The sequence below is a fragment of the Candidatus Allofournierella excrementigallinarum genome, from assembly GCF_944388085.1.
In the GTDB taxonomy this organism is placed as follows: Bacteria; Bacillota; Clostridia; order Oscillospirales; family Ruminococcaceae; genus Allofournierella_A; species Allofournierella_A excrementigallinarum.
The window spans coordinates 73288-97199 of the sequence record NZ_CALXHK010000002.1 but is presented as its reverse complement, the minus strand read 5'-3'; the positions used below and the strand labels follow the sequence as shown (position 1 = coordinate 97199).

The 23912-nt window shown below is 65.2% G+C and carries 17 protein-coding genes; 2 read left to right on the top strand and 15 right to left on the bottom strand.

Annotated features, from left to right (window positions below):
• The 6 genes from ACH2AT_RS00805 to asnB (ACH2AT_RS00780) form a co-directional block, all read right to left on the bottom strand.
• On the bottom strand, positions 1–1028 hold a 1028-nt coding region (locus ACH2AT_RS00805; protein ID WP_394962694.1), incomplete at its 3' end, for an FtsW/RodA/SpoVE family cell cycle protein.
• 211 nt (positions 1029–1239) lie between these two features.
• Entirely contained in the window at positions 1240–3483 is a 2244-nt protein-coding gene (locus ACH2AT_RS00800; protein ID WP_394962693.1) for a penicillin-binding transpeptidase domain-containing protein, read from the bottom strand.
• A gap of 59 nt (positions 3484–3542) precedes the next feature.
• Entirely contained in the window at positions 3543–4883 is a 1341-nt protein-coding gene (locus ACH2AT_RS00795; protein WP_394962691.1) for a hypothetical protein, read from the bottom strand.
• The gene (locus tag ACH2AT_RS00790) at positions 4880–6622 is read right to left on the bottom strand and encodes an Hsp70 family protein (RefSeq protein WP_394962689.1); all 1743 of its coding nucleotides are present in this window, start codon (positions 6620–6622) and stop codon (positions 4880–4882) included. The genes ACH2AT_RS00795 and ACH2AT_RS00790 overlap by 4 nt, the downstream gene beginning before the upstream one ends.
• 42 nt (positions 6623–6664) lie before the next feature.
• Positions 6665–8143: a UDP-N-acetylmuramoyl-L-alanyl-D-glutamate--2,6-diaminopimelate ligase gene (locus ACH2AT_RS00785; protein ID WP_394962687.1), complete on the bottom strand. Its 1479-nt coding sequence runs from the start codon at positions 8141–8143 to the stop codon at positions 6665–6667.
• Between the two features lie 32 nt (positions 8144–8175).
• Complete coding sequence (asnB, locus tag ACH2AT_RS00780) at positions 8176–10008, bottom strand: asparagine synthase (glutamine-hydrolyzing) (RefSeq protein ID WP_394962685.1); 1833 nt, start codon at positions 10006–10008, stop codon at positions 8176–8178.
• Positions 10009–10169: 161 nt separating this feature from the next.
• On the opposite strand from asnB (ACH2AT_RS00780), the gene ACH2AT_RS00775 reads away from it, so the two are divergent.
• Together ACH2AT_RS00775 and asnB (ACH2AT_RS00770) are read left to right on the top strand one after the other, a co-directional pair.
• On the top strand, positions 10170–11390 hold the full coding sequence (locus ACH2AT_RS00775) for an ATP-grasp domain-containing protein (RefSeq protein ID WP_394962683.1): 1221 nt from the start codon (positions 10170–10172) through the stop codon (positions 11388–11390).
• A gap of 20 nt (positions 11391–11410) precedes the next feature.
• Positions 11411–13261 (top strand): asparagine synthase (glutamine-hydrolyzing), encoded by a 1851-nt coding sequence (asnB, locus tag ACH2AT_RS00770; RefSeq protein WP_394962681.1) that lies wholly within the window; start codon positions 11411–11413, stop codon positions 13259–13261.
• Positions 13262–13315: 54 nt separating this feature from the next.
• Here the strand turns inward: asnB (ACH2AT_RS00770) and ACH2AT_RS00765 are convergent, their stop codons facing one another.
• From ACH2AT_RS00765 to rsmH, 9 genes are all read right to left on the bottom strand, one after another.
• On the bottom strand, positions 13316–13549 hold the full coding sequence (locus ACH2AT_RS00765; protein ID WP_394962679.1) for a hypothetical protein: 234 nt from the start codon (positions 13547–13549) through the stop codon (positions 13316–13318).
• Positions 13550–13636: 87 nt separating this feature from the next.
• The gene (locus tag ACH2AT_RS00760) at positions 13637–14890 is read right to left on the bottom strand and encodes a cell division protein FtsQ/DivIB (RefSeq protein ID WP_394962677.1); all 1254 of its coding nucleotides are present in this window, start codon (positions 14888–14890) and stop codon (positions 13637–13639) included.
• Between the two features lie 34 nt (positions 14891–14924).
• Positions 14925–16043 (bottom strand): undecaprenyldiphospho-muramoylpentapeptide beta-N-acetylglucosaminyltransferase, encoded by a 1119-nt coding sequence (gene murG, locus ACH2AT_RS00755; RefSeq protein WP_394962675.1) that lies wholly within the window; start codon positions 16041–16043, stop codon positions 14925–14927.
• A 19-nt stretch (positions 16044–16062) separates the two neighbouring features.
• Positions 16063–17406 (bottom strand): FtsW/RodA/SpoVE family cell cycle protein, encoded by a 1344-nt coding sequence (locus ACH2AT_RS00750; RefSeq protein WP_394962673.1) that lies wholly within the window; start codon positions 17404–17406, stop codon positions 16063–16065.
• Positions 17407–17438: 32 nt separating this feature from the next.
• Positions 17439–18449: a phospho-N-acetylmuramoyl-pentapeptide-transferase gene (mraY, locus tag ACH2AT_RS00745; protein ID WP_394962671.1), complete on the bottom strand. Its 1011-nt coding sequence runs from the start codon at positions 18447–18449 to the stop codon at positions 17439–17441.
• Positions 18450–18539: 90 nt separating this feature from the next.
• The gene (gene murF, locus ACH2AT_RS00740) at positions 18540–19928 is read right to left on the bottom strand and encodes a UDP-N-acetylmuramoyl-tripeptide--D-alanyl-D-alanine ligase (protein ID WP_394962669.1); all 1389 of its coding nucleotides are present in this window, start codon (positions 19926–19928) and stop codon (positions 18540–18542) included.
• A gap of 93 nt (positions 19929–20021) precedes the next feature.
• Positions 20022–22364, bottom strand: a complete 2343-nt coding sequence (locus ACH2AT_RS00735; protein ID WP_394962667.1) for a penicillin-binding transpeptidase domain-containing protein — start codon at positions 22362–22364, stop codon at positions 20022–20024.
• A gap of 97 nt (positions 22365–22461) precedes the next feature.
• A complete protein-coding gene (locus ACH2AT_RS00730; RefSeq protein WP_394962665.1) occupies positions 22462–22929 on the bottom strand; it encodes a cell division protein FtsL in 468 nt (155 codons plus the stop codon).
• Between the two features lie 51 nt (positions 22930–22980).
• Entirely contained in the window at positions 22981–23904 is a 924-nt protein-coding gene (gene rsmH / locus ACH2AT_RS00725) for a 16S rRNA (cytosine(1402)-N(4))-methyltransferase RsmH (protein WP_394962664.1), read from the bottom strand.
• Between the last annotated feature and the right edge of the window lie 8 nt (positions 23905–23912).

The window sequence follows — 23912 nt, the reverse complement described above, 5'->3', positions numbered from 1 at the left end:
ATCATCAGGCTGGTGCCGCCGGAGGAGAAAAAGGGCAGGCTGATGCCGGTGTTGGGGATGGTGTTGGTGACCACCGCCATGTTCAGCACCGCCTGCATCACCACCTGCACCGTGAAGCCCACGGTGAGCAGGGCGCCGAATTTGTCCGGCGCATTCACCGCGATGGTGATGCCCCGCAAAAGCAGCAGCACGAACAGCAGGATGACCAGGCAGGCCCCGATGAAACCCAGCTCCTCGCAGACGATGGAAAAGATGAAGTCGTTCTGGGGCTCGGGCACATAGAGGTACTTCTGGCGGCTGTTGCCCAGGCCCAGCCCGGTGGCGCCGCCGGAACCGATGGCATAGAGGCTCTGGATGGTCTGGTGGCCGTCGCCCAGAGGGTCGGCGAAGGGGTCCAGCCAGCTGTTCAGCCGGTCGGCGGCGTAGGGCACAAGGTCGGGCAGGAACACCAGCGCCGCCGCCACCGCCGCGATGCCGCCCCCCGCCGCCATGGCGAACCACCGCAGCCCCGTGCCCCCCACGAACATGAGCACCGCGCCGATGCCGAAGAGCAGCAGCGTGCCGGACAGGTGCGGCTCCAGCAGCATGAGCACCGCCAGCACCCCCAGGATGACGGCGAAGGGCAGCACCCCCACCGAGAACCGCTTCATGCGGGTGTGGTTGAGGGAGATGATGTGGCTGAACACCAGGATGACGGCGAACTTGGCGATCTCGCTGGGCTGCAGCGTGCCCACCGGCAGCACGATCCACCGCTTGCAGCCGTTGTATTCCGGCATGAAGAGCACCACCACCAGCAGCACCACCGAGAGGCCCAGAACCGGCCAGGCCAGCTTGTGGTAGATGTGGTAATCCACCCGGCTGGCGGCGTACATGGCCGCCAGGCCCACCGCCGCGAAGAGCAGCTGGGGCCGGATGTAGGCGTAGGGCGTGCCCCGGCGGTACATGGCCACCGCATAGCTGGCGCTGAACAGCATCACCAGCCCGAAGGCCACCAGTGCCAGCACCAGGATGAGGAAGGGCAGGTCCATGGAAGGCTGGCCCGCACCCAGCAGTTTTTCCAGCCAGGGCGGCAGGGGCCGTTTTTCCCGTTTTGGCCGGGCGCGGCGGCGCGCCGGCTTTGCGGCGGCCGCGGCGCGGGGGGCCGGTCTTTGCGCCCGGGGCGAATGGTTTGAAGCGAACAGGCTGACCGCCTCCTTGCGTTGAGCATTGCCCTAACAGTGTGCGCAGGCTCTGCCCGGTTTAGTCCATCTTCACGTCCTCGTCGGCGGGCACGGTGTAGTCGTAAGAGGTCAGGGTGACACGGCTGCCCCGGGGCAGCCGCTCCCCCGCCGGGCTGCGTTGGGCCACCGCCACCGCCCCCTCCATCTCCGCCGCCCCTTCCGCCTTGATGTTCAGCCCGGCGGCGTGGAGGGTCTCGGTGGCTTCATCCAGGGTCTGCCCCGCCGCGCTGGGCACGGTGGTGACCTGGCGGGCGGCGTTTTCCTCGGTGTAGAGCAGCACGGTGGAGCCCCGGGGCAGCGTCTCGCCCGCCGCGGGGTACTGGCTCTGCACCGTGCCGCCTTCGCCCACCACCCGGGCGGCAAAGCCCGCCTCCTGCAGTTTTGCCGCGGCGGCCTCCGCCGGGAGCTCGGTCACGGCGGGGACCTGGTTTTCCAGCCGCTGCTGTTCCTCGGGGGTGTACTGGGGCTGCACGCCGTAGTAGCGCAGGGTCTCCTCGATGACCTGCGCCGCCACCGGGGCCGCCAGCGCGCCGCCGCCGCTCGCGAAGGTGTGAGGCTCATCCAGGGCGATGAGCACCGCTATTTTGGGGTCGTCCGCCGGGGCGATGCCCACAAAACTGGCGATGCGGGCCTCTTCGTCCTGTGAGTCCAGCTTCTGGCTGGTGCCGGTCTTGCCGCCCACCCGGTAGCCCGCCACATAGGCGTTTTTTCCGCTGCCGCCGTCCACCACGCCCTCCATCATCTGGCACATCAGGGCGCTGGTCTCGGCTCGGATTACCTGGCGGCGCACCGTGGGCCCGGTGGTGCTGACCACGTTGCCGGAAGCGTCGGTGATCTTTTCCACCACATAGGGCTGCATCAAATTGCCCCCGTTCACCACCGCGCAGACGGCGGTGATCATCTGGATGGGGGTGATCTTGCTGGACTGGCCGAAGGCGCAGCTGGCCAGCTCCACCGGGCCCATGCGGCCCGCGGTGTAATACTCCGACTTCTTGGGCTCGGCGGGCAGGTCGATGCCGGTGGCCCCCTGCAGGCCGAAGGCCTCGAAATAATCGCAGAAGTCCTGCACGCCCAGCCGCTGGCCGATCTGGATGAAGCTCTGGTTGCAGCTGTTGGCCAGCGCCTGGGCCACCGTCTGGGCGCCGTGGCTCTTGTGGTTGGCGCAGTGGAAGGCGATGCCCGCCACCTTGTAGGCCTTGCCGCAGTAGAAGGTGCTGGAAGGGCTGACGGCGCCGGTGTCCAGCGCGGCGGCGCAGGTGATGAGCTTGAACACCGAGCCCGGCTCGTAGAGGTCGCTCACCGCCTTGTTGCGCCACTGGGTCTGCTGGGCCAGCTGCAAAGCGGCGGACCGCTCCTCGCCGGAGAGGCTGTCCACCAGGGCGCGGGCTTCCTCGTCCGCCAGCACACGGGGCTCGTTGGGGTCGTAGTCCGGCTTTGTGGAGATGGCCAGCACCCGGCCGGTGTCCACCTCCATCACGATGCCCACCGCCCGCTGGCTCACGTTGTAGGCCTTGACCGCGTAGCTGAGGTAGTTTTCGAGATAATGCTGCACGTTCACGTCGATGGTGAGCTGGAGGGTGTTGCCCTGCACCGGGGGGATATAGGTGTCGTAGCCGGTGGGCATGTCGTAGCCCCAGGCGTTTTTTGCGCTGAGCACCCGGCCGCTTTTGCCGGTGAGCTGCTCGTCGTACTCCAGTTCCAGCCCCGCCATGCCCGCATTGTCCACATTGGTGAAGCCCAGCAGGCTGGCGGCAAAGTCCCCTTCCGGGTACCAGCGCTTGGTGTCCTCCAAAAGCAGGATGCCCTCCCAGCCGTTTTCGGCGCAAAGCGCGCGCACCGCGTCGGCGGTCTGGCGGTCCGCCCGGCGCAGCAGCAGCGCATCGTTGCTGGACCGCTGGGACAATATCTCGTGAAGTTCTTCGTACTCCATGCCCACCAGCTCCGCCAGCGCCCGGCTGGCGGGCTCCACGTCCTCGTCGGCCATCTCCCGGGGCGAGGCGCGGATGGTCCAGCAGGTGGCGTTCACCGCCAGCGGCACGCCGTTCGCGTCCACGATGTCGCCCCGGGGCGCGGGGACCACCGTGTCCCGCAGCTGCTGGCCGCTGGCCCGCCCGGCATAGAAATCGTGATCGGTGATCTGGATGTGCCACAGCCGGGCGACCAGCCCGCCGAAGCACACCAGCGCGAAGAAGCCCGCCACCAGCCTTGTGCGCAGCTTCATGCCCCGGTCCTGGGCGGCCTTGAGCATCGGTTCCAACGCCATGAAAAAAGCCCCCTCTCCCCTGGCATTCTATGCGGGGAGAGGGGGCGGGTATGTGTTTGTCACAGCCCATAGCGGGCGGCCAGTTTGTAGAACCGGCAGTTGCTGACGATGCAGCGGATGAAGGCCAGGGGCAGCACGCACCAGCTGAAGATGGCGCAGAAGGCCACGTCGTCGGTGATGGACGGCATCACGACGAAGGAGACGGGCACCCAGATCACGCTGAGCACGGCGCAGGCAGCGGTGAGGGCAAAGCGCGTCTGCTTTGACTGGCGGAAGTACCATTTGCGGCCGGGCAGGGCGGCGGCCACAAAGCAGGCCAGCAGGCCGGCCGCGCTGGCCGGGCCGACGTTGAAGAAAAAGAGCGCCAGGAAAAACAGCTGGAAGGCCCGCAGTGCCAGGATGCGGTTGGGGGGCAGCCAGCCCCGGGCCTGCATGCGCTGCACCAGCATCACCGCCACCGTCCCCGCCGCGCCGCCCAGAAGGGCCAGCGGCAGGCGCAGGGCGAAATGCAGTTCGTCCAGCACGGCCAGCAGCGGCAGCACGACGGTCATGCCCACGATGAGGGCGACGATGTTGCCCGGACGGGCGGCCTCCTTCGCATTCTGTTCCCGTGCCTTCTGCCAGTGGGCCTGCCACAGCGGGCGCAGCAGGGCGAAAAGTTCCTCGTGGGCCGCGTCCGGGGCCGCGGCCGTTTTTTTTAAGTCGTAAGCATAGGCCAGGTCCACCGCCAGCTTTTCCAGGCAGGCGGGTTCCTTTTTCAGCAGAAGGGCCAGCGTTTCCAGAAATTCCGGGGTGTGCTGAAGCTCCCGGAACTCTTCGCTTTCCAGAACGTCTTTGGCCTGCCAGCGGTCCGCGTCGGGGCCGCAGGCCGCCCGCAGCTGCTCAGCCAGCGCCTGGGCGCGCTGGCGCCGCTGGCGGCTGACCTGCTGGGGCAGATGGTCAAAATCGAACTGCTGCGGCTCGGGCGGCGCCTGCGCCGCCGCGGGAGGCTGTTCTTCCTCGTCGCCCGGTTCCTTTGGCCGCGCGGGAGCGCGGCGGGGGCCGGCCTCCGCCGCGGAAAAATCGAAGGTGGTCTGCTCCCCCGCCTGGCGGGCGGCGGAGCCGTTTTTCTTCATCCAGGCAAGATACGCCGCCTGCTCGGCGGCAAGGCAGCTTTCCCGGGTGCCGGACACCGCCGGCGCCGCGGGCGCGGCGGGGCGTTTTTCCTCCTGCGGGGCCGCCGGCGCGGGGCGGCGGGAGCGCCGGGCGTACTGCGTCGCTTCCTGGAAGGCGGTGTGCAGCCTGTCAAATCCCTCCGGGTCGTCTTCGGGGTGGCAGGCACGGGTCTTTTCGGCATAGGCGTGCCGGATGGCCGCCAGGTCGGTGGTGGGCGAAATGCCCAGTATCTCCCAGAAATTCATTCTTCGTCCTCGCCGCCTTCGTCGTCAAAAAGGTCATCCCAGTTTTGCTCGTCCAGGCCGCTGCCGGCCTCCAGCCGGTCCAGCATCTCCTTGCAGCGGCTCCTGGCACGCAGGATGCGGGCGGGCTCCTGGCTGGCCAGTTCCTCCTGGAAGGCCTCCATCACCCGGCCCACCTGCTCGCGCACTTCGCCCAGGGTCTCTTTCCACAGGCGCTCGCCCCGGGCCAGCAGCAGGCGGTTTTCCTCCCGGTCGCGGGGGTGGATCTTCAGCTTTTGCAGCTGTTCCAGCCGCTTTTTCGCCTCCGCTTCGGAAAGGCCGCTGCCCGCCCCCACCAGCACCGCGCTGATGGCCTTGTCGGTGGAGAGGCTCTCGGCCTCCACTTCCAGGATGCCGTTGATGTCGTAGGTGAAGCGCACCGCCGCGCCCTCCTGCCCCGCGGGGCCGGGCGGCACCGGCAGATCCAGCTCGCCCAGCTTGCGGTTGTCGGCGCAGTACATCGCCTCGCCCTGAAAGATCTGGATGTGCAGCTTGGTCTGACCGGGGCTGACGGTATAATATTTTTCCACCTTGCTGGTGGGCAGGGCGCTGTTGCGCTCGATGATGGGGCTCATGATGAGGTTGTCCTCGTCCGCCGGGTTATGTACCCCCACGCCCAGCGTGAAGGGGCACAGGTCGGTGAGCACCATCTGGCGCAGTTCGGCTTTGCGCTCCTTCATGGCGGCGTAGAGCCCCGCGCCCTGAGCCACCACCGTGTCCGGGTGGCCGGAATCCAGCAGGGGGCGGCCCAGCAGATGGGAGAGGTACTGGCGCACCACCGGCATCTTGCAGCTGCCGCCCACCGGCACCACGCCGTGCAGCTCCCGGGGGGCAAGGCCGCTGTCCCGCAAAGCTTTTTGCAGCGGGGTGCGCATGCGCCCGAAGAGGGTGGCGGCGTTTTCGATGAGCTTTTGGCCGGTGAGGCTCATGGAGCCCTCAAGGCCCGGCAGGTCCAGCACCATCACCGCCATGGGGGCGGTGGTGAGGGTCTGCTTGCACTGCTCGGCCTGGGCCAGCAGGATAGCCCGGGAGCTTGCATCCAGCGCGTCGTAGTCGATGCTGTTCTCCTGGCAGTACATGTGGGCGATGGCCGCGTCCAGATCGCCCCCGCCCAGCTGGTTGTCGCCGCTGACGGCCAGGATGTTCACCACGTTTTCAAAGCAGTCCACCACCGAGACGTCCAGCGTGCCGCCGCCGAAGTCGTAGACCAGAAAGGCCGCGTCCCCCTGGTCGGGGTCGTAGCAGGCCAGAGCCGCGGCGCTGGGCTCGTTGATGAGGCGTTCCACCTTGAGGCCCGCCAGCTTGCCCGCCCGCTTGGTGGCGGCGCGCTGGGAGTCGGTGAAATAGGCGGGCACGCTGACCACGGCCTCCTCCACCGGCTGGCCGAGATAGGCCTCCGCGTCCTCTTTCAGGCGGCGCAGCACCAGGGCGGAAAGCTCCTCGGGCAGGAACGTGCGCCCGGCGAGGGAAAAGCTCCTGCCGGTGCCCATGGCCCGTTTGAAGGCGGCGGCGGTGCGCTCGGGGTGGGTGATGAGCCGCTCTCTGGCGGCCTTGCCCACCAGCACCTCGCCGTCCTCGTCGATGCTGACGGCGCTGGGGGTGAGATATTCGCCGAAGGCGTTGGGCACAAGGCGGCTTGCGCCGTCCTTGTACACCGCGGCCAGGCTGTTTGTGGTTCCAAGGTCAATTCCGATGATGGGCATGTCGTTCGTTCGCTTCCTCGTGTTTCGTTGATTTTCGGGGCTTTATTCCAGCCCGATCTTTTGCGCGTATTCCTCCAACAGCTCCCGCTCCAGGAAGGGGGTCTTTTTGCCCTTGCGGTCGCGGTAGGTCTCGTGGCCCTTGCCGATGACGGCGATCATGTCGCCGTCCTGGGCGTGGTCCAAAGCGTAGTGCAGCGCGTCCAGCCGGTCTGGGATCTCCACATAGGGCACGTCGGGGCGGCCCTGGGCGATGCCGATCTTGATGTCGTTCAGAATGTCCTCCACCTCTTCAAAGCGGTTGTTGTCCTCGGTGAGGATGAGAAAATCGGCCAGGCGGCTGGCCACCTCGCCCATGCCGTAGCGGCGCAGGCGGCTGCGGTCGCCGCCGCAGCCGAAAAGCACCACCAGCCGCTTTGGCTGGTAGGCCCGCAGGGTGGTGAGCAGGTTCTCGGCTCCCGCCTCGTTGTGGGCAAAGTCGATGAGCACGGTGAACCGCTTGCTCACCGGCACCAGCTCCACCCGGCCCTTGACGCTGACCTGCTCCAGGCCCCTGCACACGGCCTCGAGGGGCAGGCCCAGCACCCGGCCCACCGCCAGGGCGGCCAGCGAGTTGTAGACGCTGAATTCGCCGGGCATGTTCACCCGCACCCGGGCGCTGGCCGCGCCGCTGAGCTGGTAGGAGATGCCCAAAAAGTTTTCGCCCCGCTCCAGTTCAAGGCCGCTGCCCATGAAGTCCGCTTTTCTGTGCATGGCGTAACTCACCAGCCGGCAGGTGTGGCCCGCCAGCAGGGTGTTGCAGTTTTTATCGTCCACGTTCACCACGCCCACGTCGCAGCGGCGGAACAGCTGGCCCTTCCAGGCGCGGTATTCCTCAAAGCTCTGGTGCTCGCCGGGGCCGCCGATGTGGTCGGGGTAAAGGTTGGTGAACACGCCCACATCGAAGTGGATGCCGTCCACACGGCTCATCATCAGGCCCTGGCTGGAAACTTCCATCACCACGCTGTCGCACCCGGCGGCAAGCATCTCGGAAAAGAGCTTTTGCAGCTCGTAGCTTTCGGGGGTGGTGTTGACCAAGGCGTGGCGCTCGCCGGCAAAGGCGGTGCCGTTGGTGCCGATGATGCCGCATTTTTTGCCCGCGGCGTTCAGCGCCGCCTGGATCATGTGGGCGGTGGTGGTCTTTCCCTTGGTGCCGGTGACGCCGATCATCGTCATCTTGCGGGCGGGGTTGCCGAAGAGGTTGCAGCTCATGATGGCCAGGGCGTGGCGGCTGTTCTCCACCTGCACCACCGTGGCGCCGGCGGGCATTTCGTCCAGCTTGTGCTGGATGACCAGCACGCTGGCCCCGGCGGCGGCCACGTCTTCGGCGTAATCATGGCTGTCACGGTTGGTGCCCACCACGCAGACAAAGGCAAAGCCGGGCTGCACCTTGCGGGAGTCATAGGCAACGTCCGCCACTTCGGTCTCGGCGTCGCCCTGCAGGACCAGATAGTCCAGCCCTTCCATCAACTGGGAAAGTTTCATAAAATCAGCCTCCCTTTATGAATTGCGTATGCTCAGCGCTTCACAAAATATTCGTCGTACCACACAAGGAACATGAACACGCACCAGATCTGGCGCCAGTTGTCCCGCCTGCCGCAGACATGGTCGTCCAGCAGCTTTTTCAGTTCCTTCGTCTTAAAGAACCGGGCCGCGGCCTCGCTTTCGAAGGCCTTGCGCACCACGGCGGCGTACTGCTCGTCCCGCAGCCAGGCGCGCACCGGCACCGGGAAGCCCAGCTTTTTCTTGTCGGCGGTGCGTTCGGGGATGCTGCGGGCCGCCGCGCCCCGCATGGCCAGCTTTGTGCCCCCGGCGTTGGCGCGGTATTCCACCGGGATGCGCCGGGCCACCTCGAACACTTCTTTGTCCAAAAAAGGCACCCGCAGTTCCAGGCTGTTCGCCATGCTCATCTTGTCCGCTTTCAAAAGGATATCCCCCGCCAACCACAGGTGCAGGTCGGTGAACTGCATGCGGGCGACCGGGTCCAGCCCTTTGGTTTTTTCAAAGAGGGGGCGGGAGAGGTCGGTGGGCTTGACGCGGCCGGTGTAGTGTTTGAGCAGCTTTTTCTTCTGCCGCTCGCTCATCAGGTTGGTGTTGCCGATGTAGCGCTCTTCCAGGGGTTTTGCGCGCCGCACAAGGAAATTCACGCCATGCACCGGCGGCAGCAGCTCGGCCACCGCGCCCACAGCGCGGCGCAGGGGCAGAGGGAGCTTATCGTACCAGCTGACGGTGAAGGGCTCCTTGTAGATGTTGTAGCCGCCGAAGAACTCGTCCGCGCCCTCGCCGGAAAGGCACACCTTCACCTGTTTGGCGGCCTCCCGGTTCACGAAGTAGAGGGCGGCGCTGGCGGCGTCTGCCAGAGGCTCGTCCATGTGGTACTGGATGCGGCCGAGATTCGCCCAGTATTCCTCCGGCTCGATGCGGTAGGCGAAGTTCTTCACGCCCAGAAATTTGCTGAACTCGGCAGCGTATTCCGTCTCGTCGTACTGCTTGTTGGCAAAGCCCACGGTGAAGGTCTTGTCCACCTTGGCAAGGCAGGCCATATAGCTGGAGTCCACCCCGGAGGAGAGGAAGGAGCCCACCTCCACGTCGGCGATTTTGTGGGCGGCCACGCTCTCCTTCATGGCGGCTTCAATCTTATCTTCCCAGCCGGCCATGTCGGGGCCGCCGTCCGCTTCGAACTTCGGTTGCCAGTAGCGGCCGGTGGACACTTCGCCCGCTTGCCAGCGCAGCCAGTGGGCGGGCAGCAGTTTTTTGACGCCCTTGAAAAAGGTGTCCTCCCCCGGGGAATACTGGTAGGTGAGGTAAAGTTCCAGCCGCTCCTCGTTCAGTTCCTTGGCAAAGCCCGGATGGGGCAGAAAGCTTTTGATCTCGCTGCCGAAGAGCAGTTCGCCCCCGTCGTTTGCATAGTAATAGAAAGGCTTGATGCCAAAGGGGTCGCGGGCGCAGAAAAGGCTTTGGCCGGCCTCATCCCAGATGGCGAAGGCGAACATGCCCCGCAGCTTTTCCAGCATCCCCTCGCCCCACTCTTCATAGCCGTGGAGCAAAACCTCGGTGTCGGAATGGTCGGTGGCAAAGACATGGCCCGCCGCTTCCAGCTGGGCGCGCAGTTCCATGAAGTTGTAGATTTCGCCGTTGTACACCACAACAAGGTTTCCCGTCTCGTTGAACATGGGCTGGCGGCCGCCCTCGATGTCGATGATGGACAGCCGCCGGTGCCCCAGCGCCGCCCCGCCGCCAAAGTAGGTTCCCTCGCCATCCGGCCCGCGGTGGGCGATGGCGTCCATCATGGCTTTCAATATTTCCTCACGGCCGGCGCGCCGGCCGCAAAATCCCACGATCCCACACATACTGTTTTTGTTCCTTTCCCCAAAAAGGGCGCGACTGCCCAATATAGGGTTTATTATACTACAAACGGCGGCGGTTTAAAAGGGGGGCGCAAATTGACAAGGGCCCCATAAAAGAAGTAGAATATACGCGACACTGAATTTTCAAAAAAAGGTGATGGATCATGAAAGACCTTCTTCCCGTGCTTTTGGGCAGCGACGCCAACGTCTACGGCATGGCCCGCAGCTTTTACATGGAATACGGCGTAACGTGCCTTGCCATCGGCAAGGGGGCGCTGGCCGCCACCTCGAACTCGAAACTGGTGAAGATGGCGGTGGTGGAGCCGAACCTCGAGGACGACGGGGTGTTCGTGCGCACCCTGACGGAGTTCGCCAAGGCCCACCCCGGCAAAACGCTGGTGCTGGTGAGCTGCGGCGACAACTACACCGGCCTGATGGCCCGGGCCCGCCCGGCGCTGGAGCCTTATTACAAGTTCGCCTGCCCCACCCCCGAGCTGGTGGCGGAGCTGGACACCAAGGAGTTCTTCTACAAGGCCTGCGAGCGGCACGGCCTTTCCTACCCCCGCACCTATGGCTGCACCAGCGAGAACTACAAAACGGTGGAGCTGCCCTTCCCCTTCCCCTGCATCATCAAGGCCAGCAACAGCGTGGCCTACTGGAACTGCCGCTTCCCCCACAAGAAGAAAGTGTTCGTGGCCTACAACAAAGAGGAGTTCGACGCCATCACCGCCGCCATCTACTCTTCCAGCTACCAGGACAATCTGGTGCTGCAGGAGTACATCCCCGGCGACGACAACTGCATGCGGGTGCTGAACTGCTATTCCGGCCTTGACCACAAGGTGAAGCTGATGGCCCTGGGCCGCCCCCTTTTGGAGGAGCAGACCCCCGAGGGCATCGGCAACTACGCCGCCATCATCAACGTGCGGGACGACGAGCTGATGGAGAAGATGCGGGCCTTTTTGGAGGATGTGGGCTGGGAAGGCTTCTCCAACTTCGACATGAAGTACGACGTGCGGGACGGCAAGTACAAGCTGTTCGAGATGAACCCCCGCCAGGGCCGCAGCAGCTTTTTCGTGACCGCCAGCGGCTACAACCTGGCCAAGTGGCTGGTGGAGGACGTGGTGGAGCACAAGGAGCAGGGCCTGACCATCGCCGACGCGCATCATCTGTGGATGATCGCCCCGGCGGGTATTTTGAAGAAGTATCTGAAGGACGAGGCGCTGCTGGCGGAGGCGAAAGAACTGATGCGCCAGGGCAAGGTGAGCCACCAGCTGTTCTGCAAGGAGGATGCGGGGCTCAAGCGCCGCGTCTGGTACATCAAGAACCAGCTGAACAACTACCGCAAATACAAACGCTATTTCGGCAACAAGAGCCTGGTGGACTGACCGGGCAAAAGGAGCAGCCAATGTGTGGAATTACCGGCTTTGTTTGCGCAAAGCACGAGTTTGAAGAAGCAAAAAAGACCGTGAAGGCCATGGCCGACCTCATCGCCCACCGCGGGCCGGACGGCGAGGGCTTTTATGTGGACGGGCAGGCGGCGCTGGGGCACCGGCGGCTGTCCATCATCGACCTGGAGGGCGGCAGCCAGCCCATGTTCAACGAGGATAAGACCCTCGTGACGGTGTACAACGGCGAAATTTACAACTTCATGGAGCTGCGCGAGCAGCTCGCCGCGGCGGGCCATGTGTTCGCCACCCACTCCGACACCGAGGTGCTGCTGCACGGGTACGAGGAATGGGGCGAGGCGCTGCCGGAAAAGCTGCGGGGCATGTTCGCCTTCGTCATCTGGGACAAAGCGAACCGCACCCTCTTCGGCGCGCGGGACATCTTCGGCATCAAGCCCTTCTACTACTACCAGAACGAGGACCTTCTGCTCTTCGGCAGCGAGATCAAAAGCTTTCTGCCCCACCCCGGCTTTGTGAAGGAACTGAACGAGGAGCGGCTGCCGGAGTATCTCTCCATCGAGTACATCCCGAACGCCGAGACCATGTTCAAAAACGTCTACAAGCTGCCGGGGGCCCACCGCTTCACCTTCAAAGACGGCAAGCTGACGGTGAGCCGCTATTACGACATCGCCTACCATGTGGACCGAAGCAAAACGCTGGAAGACTGGAAAAAGGCCATTGCCGGCGCCTTCGCCGAAAGCGTGCGGGTGCACCAGATCGCCGACGTGGAGGTGGGGTGCTTCCTCTCCTCCGGCGTGGATTCCAGCTTCGTGGTAAACGAGGTGGCCAAGGGCACCCCCCACGTGAAGAGCTTCAGCGTGGGCTATGAGGAAGAAAAATACTCCGAGCTGCCCTATGCTCAAGGCTTCAGCAAGGAAATTGGCGTGCCCAGCATTGCCAACAAGGTGAACGCCGACGAGTTTTTCGAGGCAAACCAGACCATCCAGTGGTATCTGGACGAACCGATGCCCAACCCCAGCGAGGTGCCTCTCTACTTCCTGGCCAAAAACGCCGCCCGCTATGTGAAGGTGGTGCTCAGCGGCGAGGGCGCGGACGAGCTGTTCGGCGGCTATCCCCTCTACTGCGCGGCCCATCACTTTGAGGAATACGGCAAAATCCCCCGGCCCCTGCGCAAGGGCGCGGGCGCGGTGGCCAAAGCGCTGCCCCCGTTCAAGGGCCGCCACTTCCTTGTGCGGGGCGCGCAGGAGCCCTGGCAGCGGTGCATGCGGGCGAACTACGTGTTCGCCTCCCCCGCCGAGCGGGACGAATACCTGAAAAAGGACTACCACGCCAAGGCCCCCGAGGAGTATTTTAAGCCCTACTTCGACCATGTGAAGGACCTGGATGAGCCCACCCAGCTGCAGTGGGTGGACATCCACACCTGGATGCTCTACGACATCCTTTTGAAGGCGGACCGCATGAGCATGGCCAACAGCCTGGAACTGCGTGTGCCCTTTCTGGACCGGGAGATGCTGGAGCTGGCCCTCTCCATCCCGGTGGAGTACCGCTCCTCCAAGAGTGAAACGAAGATCGCCCTGCGGGCGGCAGCGCTGGCCGAGCTGCCCGAGAGCGTGGCCAAGCGGCGCAAGCTGGGCTTCCCGGTGCCGCTGAACGACTGGCTGCGCCAGGACAAATATTATCAGATGGTGCGGGAGAAGTTCGAGGGCCCGGTGGCCGAAAAGTTCTTCAACGTGCCCCGGCTTTTGAAGCTGCTGGACGAGCACAAAGCGGGCAAGAACGGCGGCATGACGAAGATCTGGAGTTTTTACAGCTTCATTCTGTGGTACGAGCTGTTTTTCGTGCAGCGGTGAGTGGTTTGCGAAAAGGAAAGGCCCGGGCGGCGTGCCCGGGCCTTTCCATGTTTTTTAATACAGCATCAGCAGGAACAGCACCAGGGTGACCGCCCCCGCCAGGGCCAGCAGGCCGCCCAGAACAGCCAGCAGCAAAAACAGGGTCTGGCGGTTTTCTCCCCTCTTTTTCGCGCCGCGCCACAAAAGGAGGAACACCACCCCCAGGACCAGCCCCAAAATGCCCAGGCCCATGAAGGCAAACATGGCCATCAGGACTGCGTTTAGAAACAAGATACCCATAAACGCCATGGGTTCACCCCCTTTTTTTCAGTATAGCACAAATCCCGCCGCACAGAAGGCCGCCGTCCGATAAAATCGGGCGGCGGCCTTCTGTGTTTATTCTTCCGGCTGGGCGGTACTTTGGGAAGTGCTGTCGGATGCGGACCCGGAAGCCGGCGCGGAAGAGGCCGGCGCGGAGTCGGAAGTGGGCTGCGAGGCGGATGCGGAGCCGGACGCCGCGCCGGAAGCCGAACCGGAGGCCGCGCTGCCGGAGGCGGAGCTGGCGCTGTCCGGCGGCGGAGGCTCGCTCTCCTCCTGCTCAAAGCTGCCGGGGGCGTAGGTGAAGCGGTGGACCGAATCGTCCAGCTGGCTGGAAACATCCAGCGTGCCCCGGTCGGTGGAGCTGAGGTACTCGCCACTCTCGTTTTTCAGCAGCAGGGCGGCCACGCTCAGTTTGTAATCCAGATTGTTGAAGGTGCCCAGCAGCACCTTGATGCGCCCGTCGTAGACAAAGTAGGCGTCGGTGCCAAGGCCCATGTCGATGCGGGTGCAGCTGCCGGCCAGATCCTGGGCGTAGAGCTGCTCCATCAGGCCGGCGATCTGCTCGCTCTGGGCCTGGGTGGTGGTGGAAAGGCGACGCCCGGCGGTGGGCTCGCTCACCCCCAGGCCGGTGATGGCCGGCAGGCCGGCGGGCTGGTCCGGCTGCACCTTCAGAACTTTCAGCCCGTCGCTGAGGATGGCCCAGCCCGCGTCGGTCTTGGCGCACCAGCTTTCGGTGGCGGGGGCCACCTGCACCACCACCGTGTCCGGCAGGCGGCGGCGCACCCGGATGGTCTCGAGATAGGGCAGCTGCAGTTCCATCTCCGCCTGCTTTTCCGCCGCCGAAAAGCCGAAGAGGTTTTCTTCCAGCGGCACAGCCAGCGCGCCGAGGATGGCGTTTTCGGTGTAGATGCCGGTGCTGGCGGGGGTGGTCTTGTCCAGGTTTTCCACCACGACGTGCTTGACCTTGAACAGCACCGTGACCGAGAGGATAAAGCCCACCGCCATCAGAAACACCACAAAGAGGAAGGCCAGCCAGCGCCGCCTTCTGCGGCGGCGGCGCATCTCGCCCCTTGTCATCTGCCGGCGGCGGGCGGGTCCGCTTTCGGGCCTTTTCCTGCCCCCCGCCTTTTTGCGCCGCCGGGGGGCGGGCTCCGGGGCTTGCAGCGGCTCCATGCCCGCCGCGCCCAAAGGCAGCGTCATCTGCTGCATCTCGCCCGCGCCGCGCCGGGGCTGCCTGGGGATGGGGGCGGTCTGCTGGTCAAAAAGCGGGGCCTGGGGCGCAGGCCGTTCGCCGGGGCGGCGCACCGTCCGTTTTTTCTTGTCGCTCACGGGCTGCGCCGCCTCCTTTTCTGCCGGGCGCTGCTCACTGTTCCATCAATTCGGCCAGCTTTGCCCAAATTTTTTCAAGGCTTTCCGGCTCGGCCAGGGCGCGGGCCATCTTGCCCATCACCGCCAGCTTGCCGTTTTCCTGCACCAGCTGCTGCACCGCCTGCACCAGCGCCGCGCCGGTGAGGTCCTTTTCCTCAATGACCACCGCCGCCCCGGCCTTTTGCAGTTCCAGGGCGTTGTAGTACTGGTGGTTTTCGGCCACGTTGGGGCTGGGGATGAGGATGGCCGCACGGCCCACCGCCTCCAGCTCCGCCAGGGTCAGCGCGCCGGCGCGGCTGATGACCAGGTCCGCCGCGGCCAGCAGCTCGGGCATGTTCTCGATGTATTCCTGCACCTGCAGGCGGCTGCCGGGCTGCACGCCCTTTTCCGCCAGCAGCCTGCGGAACAGCTCCACCCCCCGGCTGCCGGTGGCGTGGATGTGCAGGATGTTCCAGGGGCAGGTCTTTTCCCAGGCTGCCAGCTCGGCCACCACCTCGTTGATGCGCCGCGCGCCCAGGCTGCCGCCAAAGCTGAGGATGACGATGCGCTGGCCGGCGTCCAGTTTGGCGCGGGCCAGGTCGCGGTTCTGCATGAAAATTTCGGGCCGCACGGGGTTGCCCACCACGCTGGTCTTTTCCGGCGCGCCCAGCTTTTCCACCGCGGCGGGCACCGCGGCGAAGATGACGTCCACGTCCTTGGCCAGCAGCTTGTTGGTCACGCCGGGGAAGGCGTTCTGCTCATGGATGGCGGTGCGGATGCCCATTTTGGCGGCGCAGCGCACCACCGGCCCGCTGACGTAGCCGCCGCAGCCGATGACCAGGTCCGGCTTTAAGGCCCGCAGCATCTTTTTGGCCCGGGGCCCGGAGAGGGCCAGATGATACACCGCCTGCAGGTTGCGGGCGACGTTCTTGGGGGTCAGTTTCCGCTGGATGCCGTTGACCTCGATGTGGTGGAAGGGATAGCCCGCCTGGGTGACCAGACGGTATTCCATGCCCTCTTTGCGGCCCGCAAAATGTATCTCGGCGTCCGGCCGGTGGGCCTTGATGGCCCCCGCGATGGCCAGCGCCGGGTTGATGTGGCCGGCGGTGCCGCCGGCGGCGATGAGCACGCGCATATCGTTCTCTCCTTTGGAGTCAGGTTTTGTTTGCACGGAACACGTGGGCCTGGCGGGCGGCTTTTTCTTCAGCCTGGCGGGCCTTTCGTTCGGCCCTTGCCTTGTTTGCCGCCCGGCTGACGCTGAACACCACGCCCATCTCGCCCAGCAGCAGCAAAAGGCTGGTGCCGCCGGAGGAGAAGAAGGGCAGGCTGATGCCGGTGTTGGGGATGGTGTTGGTGACCACCGCCACGTTGAAAAAGAACTGGAAGCCGATCTGCGCCATGACGCCCACCACAAGAAGGCAGCCCGCCCGGTCAGGGGCGTTCACGGCCACATAGATGCCCTGGGCGATGAGCAGGGCAAAAAGGGCGATGCAGAGCAGCGCCCCCACAAACCCCAGTTCCTCGCCCAGGATGGCGAAGATGAAGTCGTTCTGCGCCTCGGAAAGCCACAAATGCTTCTGGGTGGAGTTGCCCAGGCCCACCCCGAACCAGCCGCCGGAGCCGATGGTGTAGAGGCCCTGGGCGGTCTGCATGGTGGAGTCCAGCACGTCGGAGAAGGGGTCCAGCCAGCCGGCAAGGCGCTCCTGCACATAGCCCTTGCTGGTGATGAGCAGCAGGGCGATGCCGCCTGCCGCCGCGCCGCCGCCCACGCCGAACCACATCAGGTTCGCCCCGCCCACGAACATCATCGTGGCGGTGATGCAGCACATCAGGATCATGGCGCTGTTGTGGGGCTCCAGGCGCAGCAGCACCAGGATGGGCAGCAGCAGCACGCCCGGCAGCAGGATGCCCTGGCGGAAGCTGCGCATGCGGCTGCGGTTCTGTTCAAACAGCGCCGCCAGCAGCAGCACGATGGAGAGCTTGGCGATCTCGCCCACCTGCACGGTGGGCAGGCCCTTGATGTTGATCCAGCGGTGCACGTCGTTGATGGGCGGCATGAACAGCACCGCCACCAGCAGCACCAGCGTGACCCAGTAGAGAGGCCAGGCCAGCCGAAGCAGCCAGCGGTAGTTCACCCGGCTGATGACAAGCATGGCCGCAAAGCCCGCCACCGCATAGATGGCCTGGCTGCGGATGTAGTGGTAGCTGTCGCCGAATTTGTAGTAGGCGATGGCGTAACTGGCGCTGAACAGCACGATAAGGCCGAACGCCAGCAGCACCACCAGGTTCGCCAGCAGGCCGCCGCTCAAAGGGCCGGGGTCCCTGGTGAACATGGCGGGCCAGGGCATTTTGCGGCGGGACGCGCCCACCGGGCGCATGCGGCCCGAACGCGCGGGCGCGGGCCGGGGCGCGGGCATGGGCCGCGCAGGGGCGGGGCGGGAGCTCCCGGACACAGGCGGGCGGCGCAGCGGACGGCCGGACATATCTCTTGTGGACACGGCGGCGCGCCCCCTTTCTCAACGTCCAGAGATCACAGGTAATAAACGTAGGCGAACAGCACGCCCAGCGCCGCGGCGCCGAAGGCGATGAAGCTGAACACGCAGTCGATCTTGACCTCGCTCCAGCCGCGCATCTCAAAGGCGTGGTGGATGGGGGTCATTTTGAAAAGGCGCTTGCCGTGGGTCAGCTTGAAGTAGGCGACCTGGATGACCACCGTGGCGGCCTCCCAGATATACACCGCGCCAAAGAAGAAGATGAGCTCCGGCCGGCCCATGGCATAAGCGATGCCCGCCACCGTGCCGCCCAGGAACATGCTGCCGGTGTCGCCCATGAAGGTCTTGGCCGGATAGAAGTTCCAGAACAGAAAGCCGGTGAGCGCGCCCGCCATGGCGGCGGCGAAGATGCTCAGGTTGAACTCGCCCAGAAGGCTTGTCAGGGTCAGAAAGCCCATCATGGACACAAAGGTCACGCAGCTGCACAGGCCGTCGATGCCGTCGGTGAGGTTCACCGCGTTGACGATGCCGATGATAAGGCCGTAGGACAGCGGGAAGTACAACAGCCCCAGGTCCACATAGCCCAGGCCCGGCAGGGTGACAAAGGTGGTGAGGGTGCCGTTCATGTGCAGCGCGAACAGCAGCGCGGTGGTGATGAGCAGCTGCGCCGCGATCTTCTGCATGGCGCGCAGGCCCAGGTTGCGTTTTTTGACCACCTTGATGAAATCGTCCAGAAAGCCCACCATGCCGAAGGCAAAGGCGGAGAACATGGCGATGTAGAGGCTGCGGGCGGTGGGGCTGCCCAGCAGTTCAGGGGCGCTGTGCAGAAGGCTCAGGGTCGCCAGAGCCACCGCCACGGTGGAGGCGAAGATGAAGCACAGGCCGCCCATGGTGGGAGTGCCCTGCTTTTTGTTATGCCAGGTGGGGCCTATCTCCTTGATGGTCTGCCCGAAGTGCAGCTTGTGCAAAAAGGGGACGATGACGATGCCGGACACCGCCGAAAGGACGAACCCGGCGAATGCCGCAAGGATGAGCGCATAGCGTGCCATACTTTAAAAACTCCCTCTCACTTTTTGCCGGGCTTGGGGCCCGGTGTGACGCCGCGGCGCACAGGCCGCCGGAAAGATACCCGTCTTATTTTATTGCAAAGTTTCCTCGCCGTAAAGGGCTTTCAGGATATTTTCCAGCTTCATGCCCCGGCTGGCCTTGGCCAGCAGCGCGTCGCCGGGCTTCAAAAGGCCCTTGAGGGCCGCAAGCGCCGCGGCGGGAGTGTCGCAGTGCACCGCCGCAAGGCCCGCCTTTTCGGCCTCCTCGGCCATGGCGCGGCTCTCGGGCCCCAGGGCCACCAGCCCCGCAAGGTGCGCTTCGGCGGCCCAGCGGCCCGCCTGGCGGTGGGCGTCTTCCGAGATGGCGCCAAGCTCCAGCATATCCCCCAGCAGGGCGTATTTTTTGCCGGAACCTGCGTCGAAGGCGCTGAACATGGCAAGGCTGGCCTTCATGCTGTCCGGGCTGGCGTTGTAGCAGTCCTCCACCACGGTGAGGCCCGCCTTTTTCACCACATGCTGGCGCATGCCGGTGGCTTCGTAGTTTGCCAGCGCCGCGGCGCATTTCGCCTTGTCCAGCCCAAGGCGGCTGGCGGCGGCATAGGCCGCCAGGGCGTTGTAGACGTTGTGCCGCCCCATGGCGGGGATGCGCACCGCAAAGTGCTCGCCGCCGTCCACAAGGGTGAACCGCTCGCCCTCGGGGCTGCTTTCGATCTCTTCGGCCCGCACGTCGGCCCAGGGGGCTTCGACGCCGTACCAGACAGGCGCGAGGCGGGCGGGGATGAGCCCCTGCTCCTTTGCCTTGCACAGGTATTCGTCGTCGGCGTTCAGGGCCAGGGGCGCGCCGTCCGGCAGGCCGGCGCAGATCTCCAGCTTGGCCTTGAGGATATTCTCACGGCTGCCCAGGCTCTCCATGTGGGACACGCCGATGCAGGTGATGATCCCCGCCGAGGGGCGCGCCGCGCGGCTGAGGCGCTCGATCTCGCCCAGCGCGCTCATGCCCATCTCCACCACGGCGTACTGGGTGGTGGGCAAAAGGCGGAACAGGGTGCCCGGCACGCCGATCTCGTTGTTCTGGTTGCCCTCGGTCTTGATGGTCTCGCCAAAGGCGGAGAGCACCGCATAGCAGAACTCCTTGGTGGTGGTTTTGCCCACGCTGCCGGTGACACCGATCATTTTGGGCGCAAAGAGCATGCGGTAGTTGGCCCCCATGCGCACCATCGCCCTGTGGCTGCTGGGCGAGAGCACCAGTTTTTGGGCCGGGACGCCCTCCACCGGGTGGTTCGCCACCACACACAGCGCCCCGCCCTCGATGGCGGCGGCGGCGTAGTCATGGCCGTCCACCCGCTGGCCGGGAAAGCAGACGAACACACAGCCCGGGGCCGCCTTGCGGCTGTCGGTGACCACGGCGGTGACGGGCTCGCCGCCCAGGCTGCCCGCCGGGGCAATACCCGCCAGAAGCTGATTCAATGGGATGGGATACATGGTGAAAGACCTCCCTTGCGGGGGCGCGGGGCGCCCTTCTTGTCCGTTTTTATTACTGTATGCGGCTGCCGGCCCAGGCATGTGTACAGGCCTTCAGCCTTCCGCGCCGGTGACGGTGAGGGTGATGACCGAGCCCATCCTGGCCTCGGTGTTCTCGGCCACGCTCTGGGCGGTGACGGTGCCCTCCTCGGCAGAAAGCGAAGCGTTCAGGCCCGCCGCGCTCAGGATCTGCCTGGCCAGCGCGGCGCTTTTGCCCACCACGCTGGGCACGGGCACGGTGGGGACGTCGGCGCTGTCGGTGAAGAGATAGACGGTGGAGCCCGCCGGCACCTTTTCACCCGCCGCGGGGCTCTGGGCCAGCACCAGCTCGCCGGTGCCCACTCTGCGGTGGGCAAAGCCCTTTTTGTTCAATTCCACCTGGGCCATGTCCCACTGCTGGTAGCTGGGATTGGAGGGATTGACCAGATTGGGCACGGTGACGCTGCCGGTGGGCAGCAGGCTGGGGTCGGTCTCGATGCCGAGGTACGGCGCGACCTCGCTGATGATGTTGCCCACCAGAGGGGCGGAAAGCATGGAGCCGAACTCGGTCTCGGCGTGGGGCTCGTCCACAAAGGCCAGCACCAAAATCTCCGGGTCGTCGATGGGCACCACGCCCACGAAGCTGGACACCTTCTCGTATTCGTCGGTGGTGCCCTCGCGGGGGCCCTGGTCCAGCTTTTCACTGGTGCCGGACTTGCCGCCGATGTGATAGCCCGCCACGTAGGCGTTGCGGCCCGCGGCGCCGTCCGCGCCGCCGCCCACCACGGCCTCCATCATCTGGCGCAGGGCGGCGCTGGTCTCCTCGCTGATGACCTGGCGCTTGGCGGTGGGCTCAAACTCCTCCACCACATTGCCGTCGTTGTCCACGATCTTGCTCACGATGTGGGGCTGCACCAGATAGCCGCCGTTCACCACCGCACAGACGGCGGTGGCCATCTGGATGGGGGTGACCTTCTGGGCCTGGCCGAAACTGCTGGACGCCAGATCCACCGCGGACATGGACTCTTCAGGATGGTAGGAGATGCCCTCGTAGGGGTACTGCTCCGCCGGCAGGTCGATGCCGGTGGTCTCGGTGAAGCCGAAGGCGGTGTAATAGTCGGAAAAGACCTCCTTGCCCATGAGCTGGGCCTCCTGGATGGTGGCGATGTTGCAGCTGTTTTGCAGCACATGGCTCAGGTCCTGCCAGCCGTGGACCCCCAGCACCCCGTAGCCGTTGTCGGCGCAGGAGTAGTCGGTGCCCATCACGGTGTAGCTGCCGGTGCAGTTGAAGGTGGTGTTCACGGTGGCGGTGCCGGAGTCCAGCAGGGCGCTGGTGGTGATGAGCTTGAACACCGAGCCGGGGGTGTAGAGGTCGGTGATGGTCTTGTTCTTCCACTGGCGCTGGCGCTCTTCGCCCTGCACCTTGGTGTATTCCTCCCCTTCCAGCCCTTCCAGCAGGGCAGCCCGCTCGGGGTCGTAGATGGTCATGGGGTCGTTGGGGTCAAAGTCCGGCTTGGTGGCCATGGCCAGGATGGCGCCGGTGTTCACGTCCATCACGATGACCACGCCCCGCTCGGAAACGTTGTTCACCTTGACCGAGTTTTCCAGGTATTTTTCGGCGATGGCCTGTATCTCGGTGTCCAGGGTGAGGATGAGATTATCGCCGTCCTTGGCCTCATAGAGCACCCGGTCGTCGTTGGCCACCTCGCCGCCGGTGGGGGTGCGCTGGCTCACCAGCCGGCCCGGCGTGCCGGCCAGCACGTCCTCGTAGTATTGTTCCAGGCCGTAGAAGCCGTATCCGTCGGCGTGCATGAAGCCCAGCACGCTGGCGGCGAAGGCCCCGAAGGGGTATTCCCGCTTGGTGTCCTGGGAGACGATGAGGCTGAGCTTGTTGTCGCTGGCATACAGGGAAATTTCATCCGCCACAGGCTTGTCCACCTGCTTTGCCAGCAGCACATACTGCTTGGAGGAGTCGATGAGCTTGTCGTAAATTTCCTGGGCGTCCATGCTCAGTATCTCCGCCAGGTCCTGGCTGACGGTCTGGATGCGGGTGGCCCGGCGCTGGGCTTTGGACTCGTCGGACTCGACGCCGCCCATGGCCTCCAGTTCCTCCTTGGAAAGGCCGGGCGCTTTGATCTGGCTTGGGTCGGCGGTGATGGTCCACACGATGCTGCTCTTGGCCAGCACCTTGCCGGTGGCGTCGTAGATCTGGCCCCGCTGGGGGGTAATGGTCATGTCCTTCATCTGCTGGCTGGCGGCGGCGTTCAGCATCTCGTCGTGGCGCACGATCTGCCAGGTGTAGAGCCGCCAGATGAGCAGCCCGCACCCCACGGCCAGGAACAGCCCCAGCAGCACATAGCTGCGCACCTTCAGCGAACGGTTCACCCCATTGGAGGGCTCGTTTGTGTGTTTGTTCATCCTCTTGCTTCCCTCTCGGGGCCCTCGCCCCAGCGTATAAATGCAAACTCGTGAGCCCTCCCCCGCCGCCCGCTGCGGGCAGGACGCTGGGGCTGGCTCACGGGTTCAGATACTCCATCAGGCTGAGCAGGCCGGTGTTCAAGAATTCGGTGATCTTCTGGGCGGCGGTCTCGGGCCGGTTGATCACGCTCTCGCTTTCCAGGGAGAAGTAGGTCACCTGGCTGCGGTCCACCTTCACGAGGCCCAGCTCGCCGGCGGCGATCTGCTCCACGCTGCGCAGGCTGGTCTTGGAGTCCAGCACGCCGGAGAGGTAGTTGTAGGTGCTCTGCTCGCTCACCAGGTCGCTCTGGACGTTCTGGATGTCCACCGTGAGCTCGGTGATGGTGGCCTGGCTGTAGAGGAAGCCCACCACCAGGGCGGCCATCACCACCGCCACCGCCACCGTTTTCACGGTCTGCAGGTTGAGGCGGGAGGCCCTTTTTTTGCCCCGGACGGCCCGGACCTTTGCGCGGGGCCGCTGGGCGCGGTTTTCAAACAGTTCAAGATCGTATGCGGGCTGCGCCACGGCGGCCACCTCCTTTCCGGGCAGGAAGGGCGGCGGCCCTGCCTGCGGTCTTTACAGTTTTTCGATGACCCGCAGCTTTGCAGAGCGGCTGCGGCGGTTCAACTCCAGCTCGTCGGGCGCGGCCTCGATGGGCTTGCGGGTGATGAGCTTTGCCTTCGCCCTGCCGCCGCACACGCACACCGGGTATTCCGGGGGACAGGTGCAGGCGGTGGCCCACTGGCGGAAGCGGTTCTTCACAAGCCGGTCTTCCAGCGAGTGGAAGGTGATGACGGCAAAGCGCCCGCCGGGGGCCAGCAGGTCGAATATCTCGTCCAGCCCTTCGCTCAAAGCCTCCATCTCGCCGTTGACAGCGATGCGAATGGCCTGGAAGCTGCGGCGGGAGGGGTTTTTATCCTTGCGGCGCACCGCCGGGGGCAGCGCCGAAGCGATGGCGTCCGCCAGTTCCAGGGTTGTGGCAAAGGGCTTTTGCTGGCGCTGGCGCACGATGCGCCCGGCGATGGCCCAGGCGTAGGGCTCCTCGCCGTACTCCCGCAAAATGCGGGCCAGCTCCTCCCTGCTTTCGCTGTTCACCAGGTCCGCGGCGGTGGGGCCGGACTGGCTCATGCGCATGTCCAGCGGCGCATCCTGCCGGTAGGAAAAGCCCCGCCCGCCGTCGTCCAGCTGATGGGAGGAAACGCCCAGATCCAAAAGTGCGCCGTTGAGGGAGGTCACGCCAAGGCCGGCCAGCGCGCGGCGGGCATCGCGGAAATTGGCCCTCACCACCGTGGCGGGCAGGCCCTTAAGTCTCTCGGTGGCGGCTGCCACCGCATCCGGGTCCTGGTCCAGGCTGATGAGGCGCCCGGTGACAAGACGCCGGGCGATCTCGCCCGAGTGCCCGCCGCCGCCGGCCGTACCGTCAAGATAGGTTCCCGCGGGGTCGATGGCAAGGCCCTCCAGGCACTCGTTCAAAAGCACCGGCACGTGACTGAATTCCACCTTGTCCT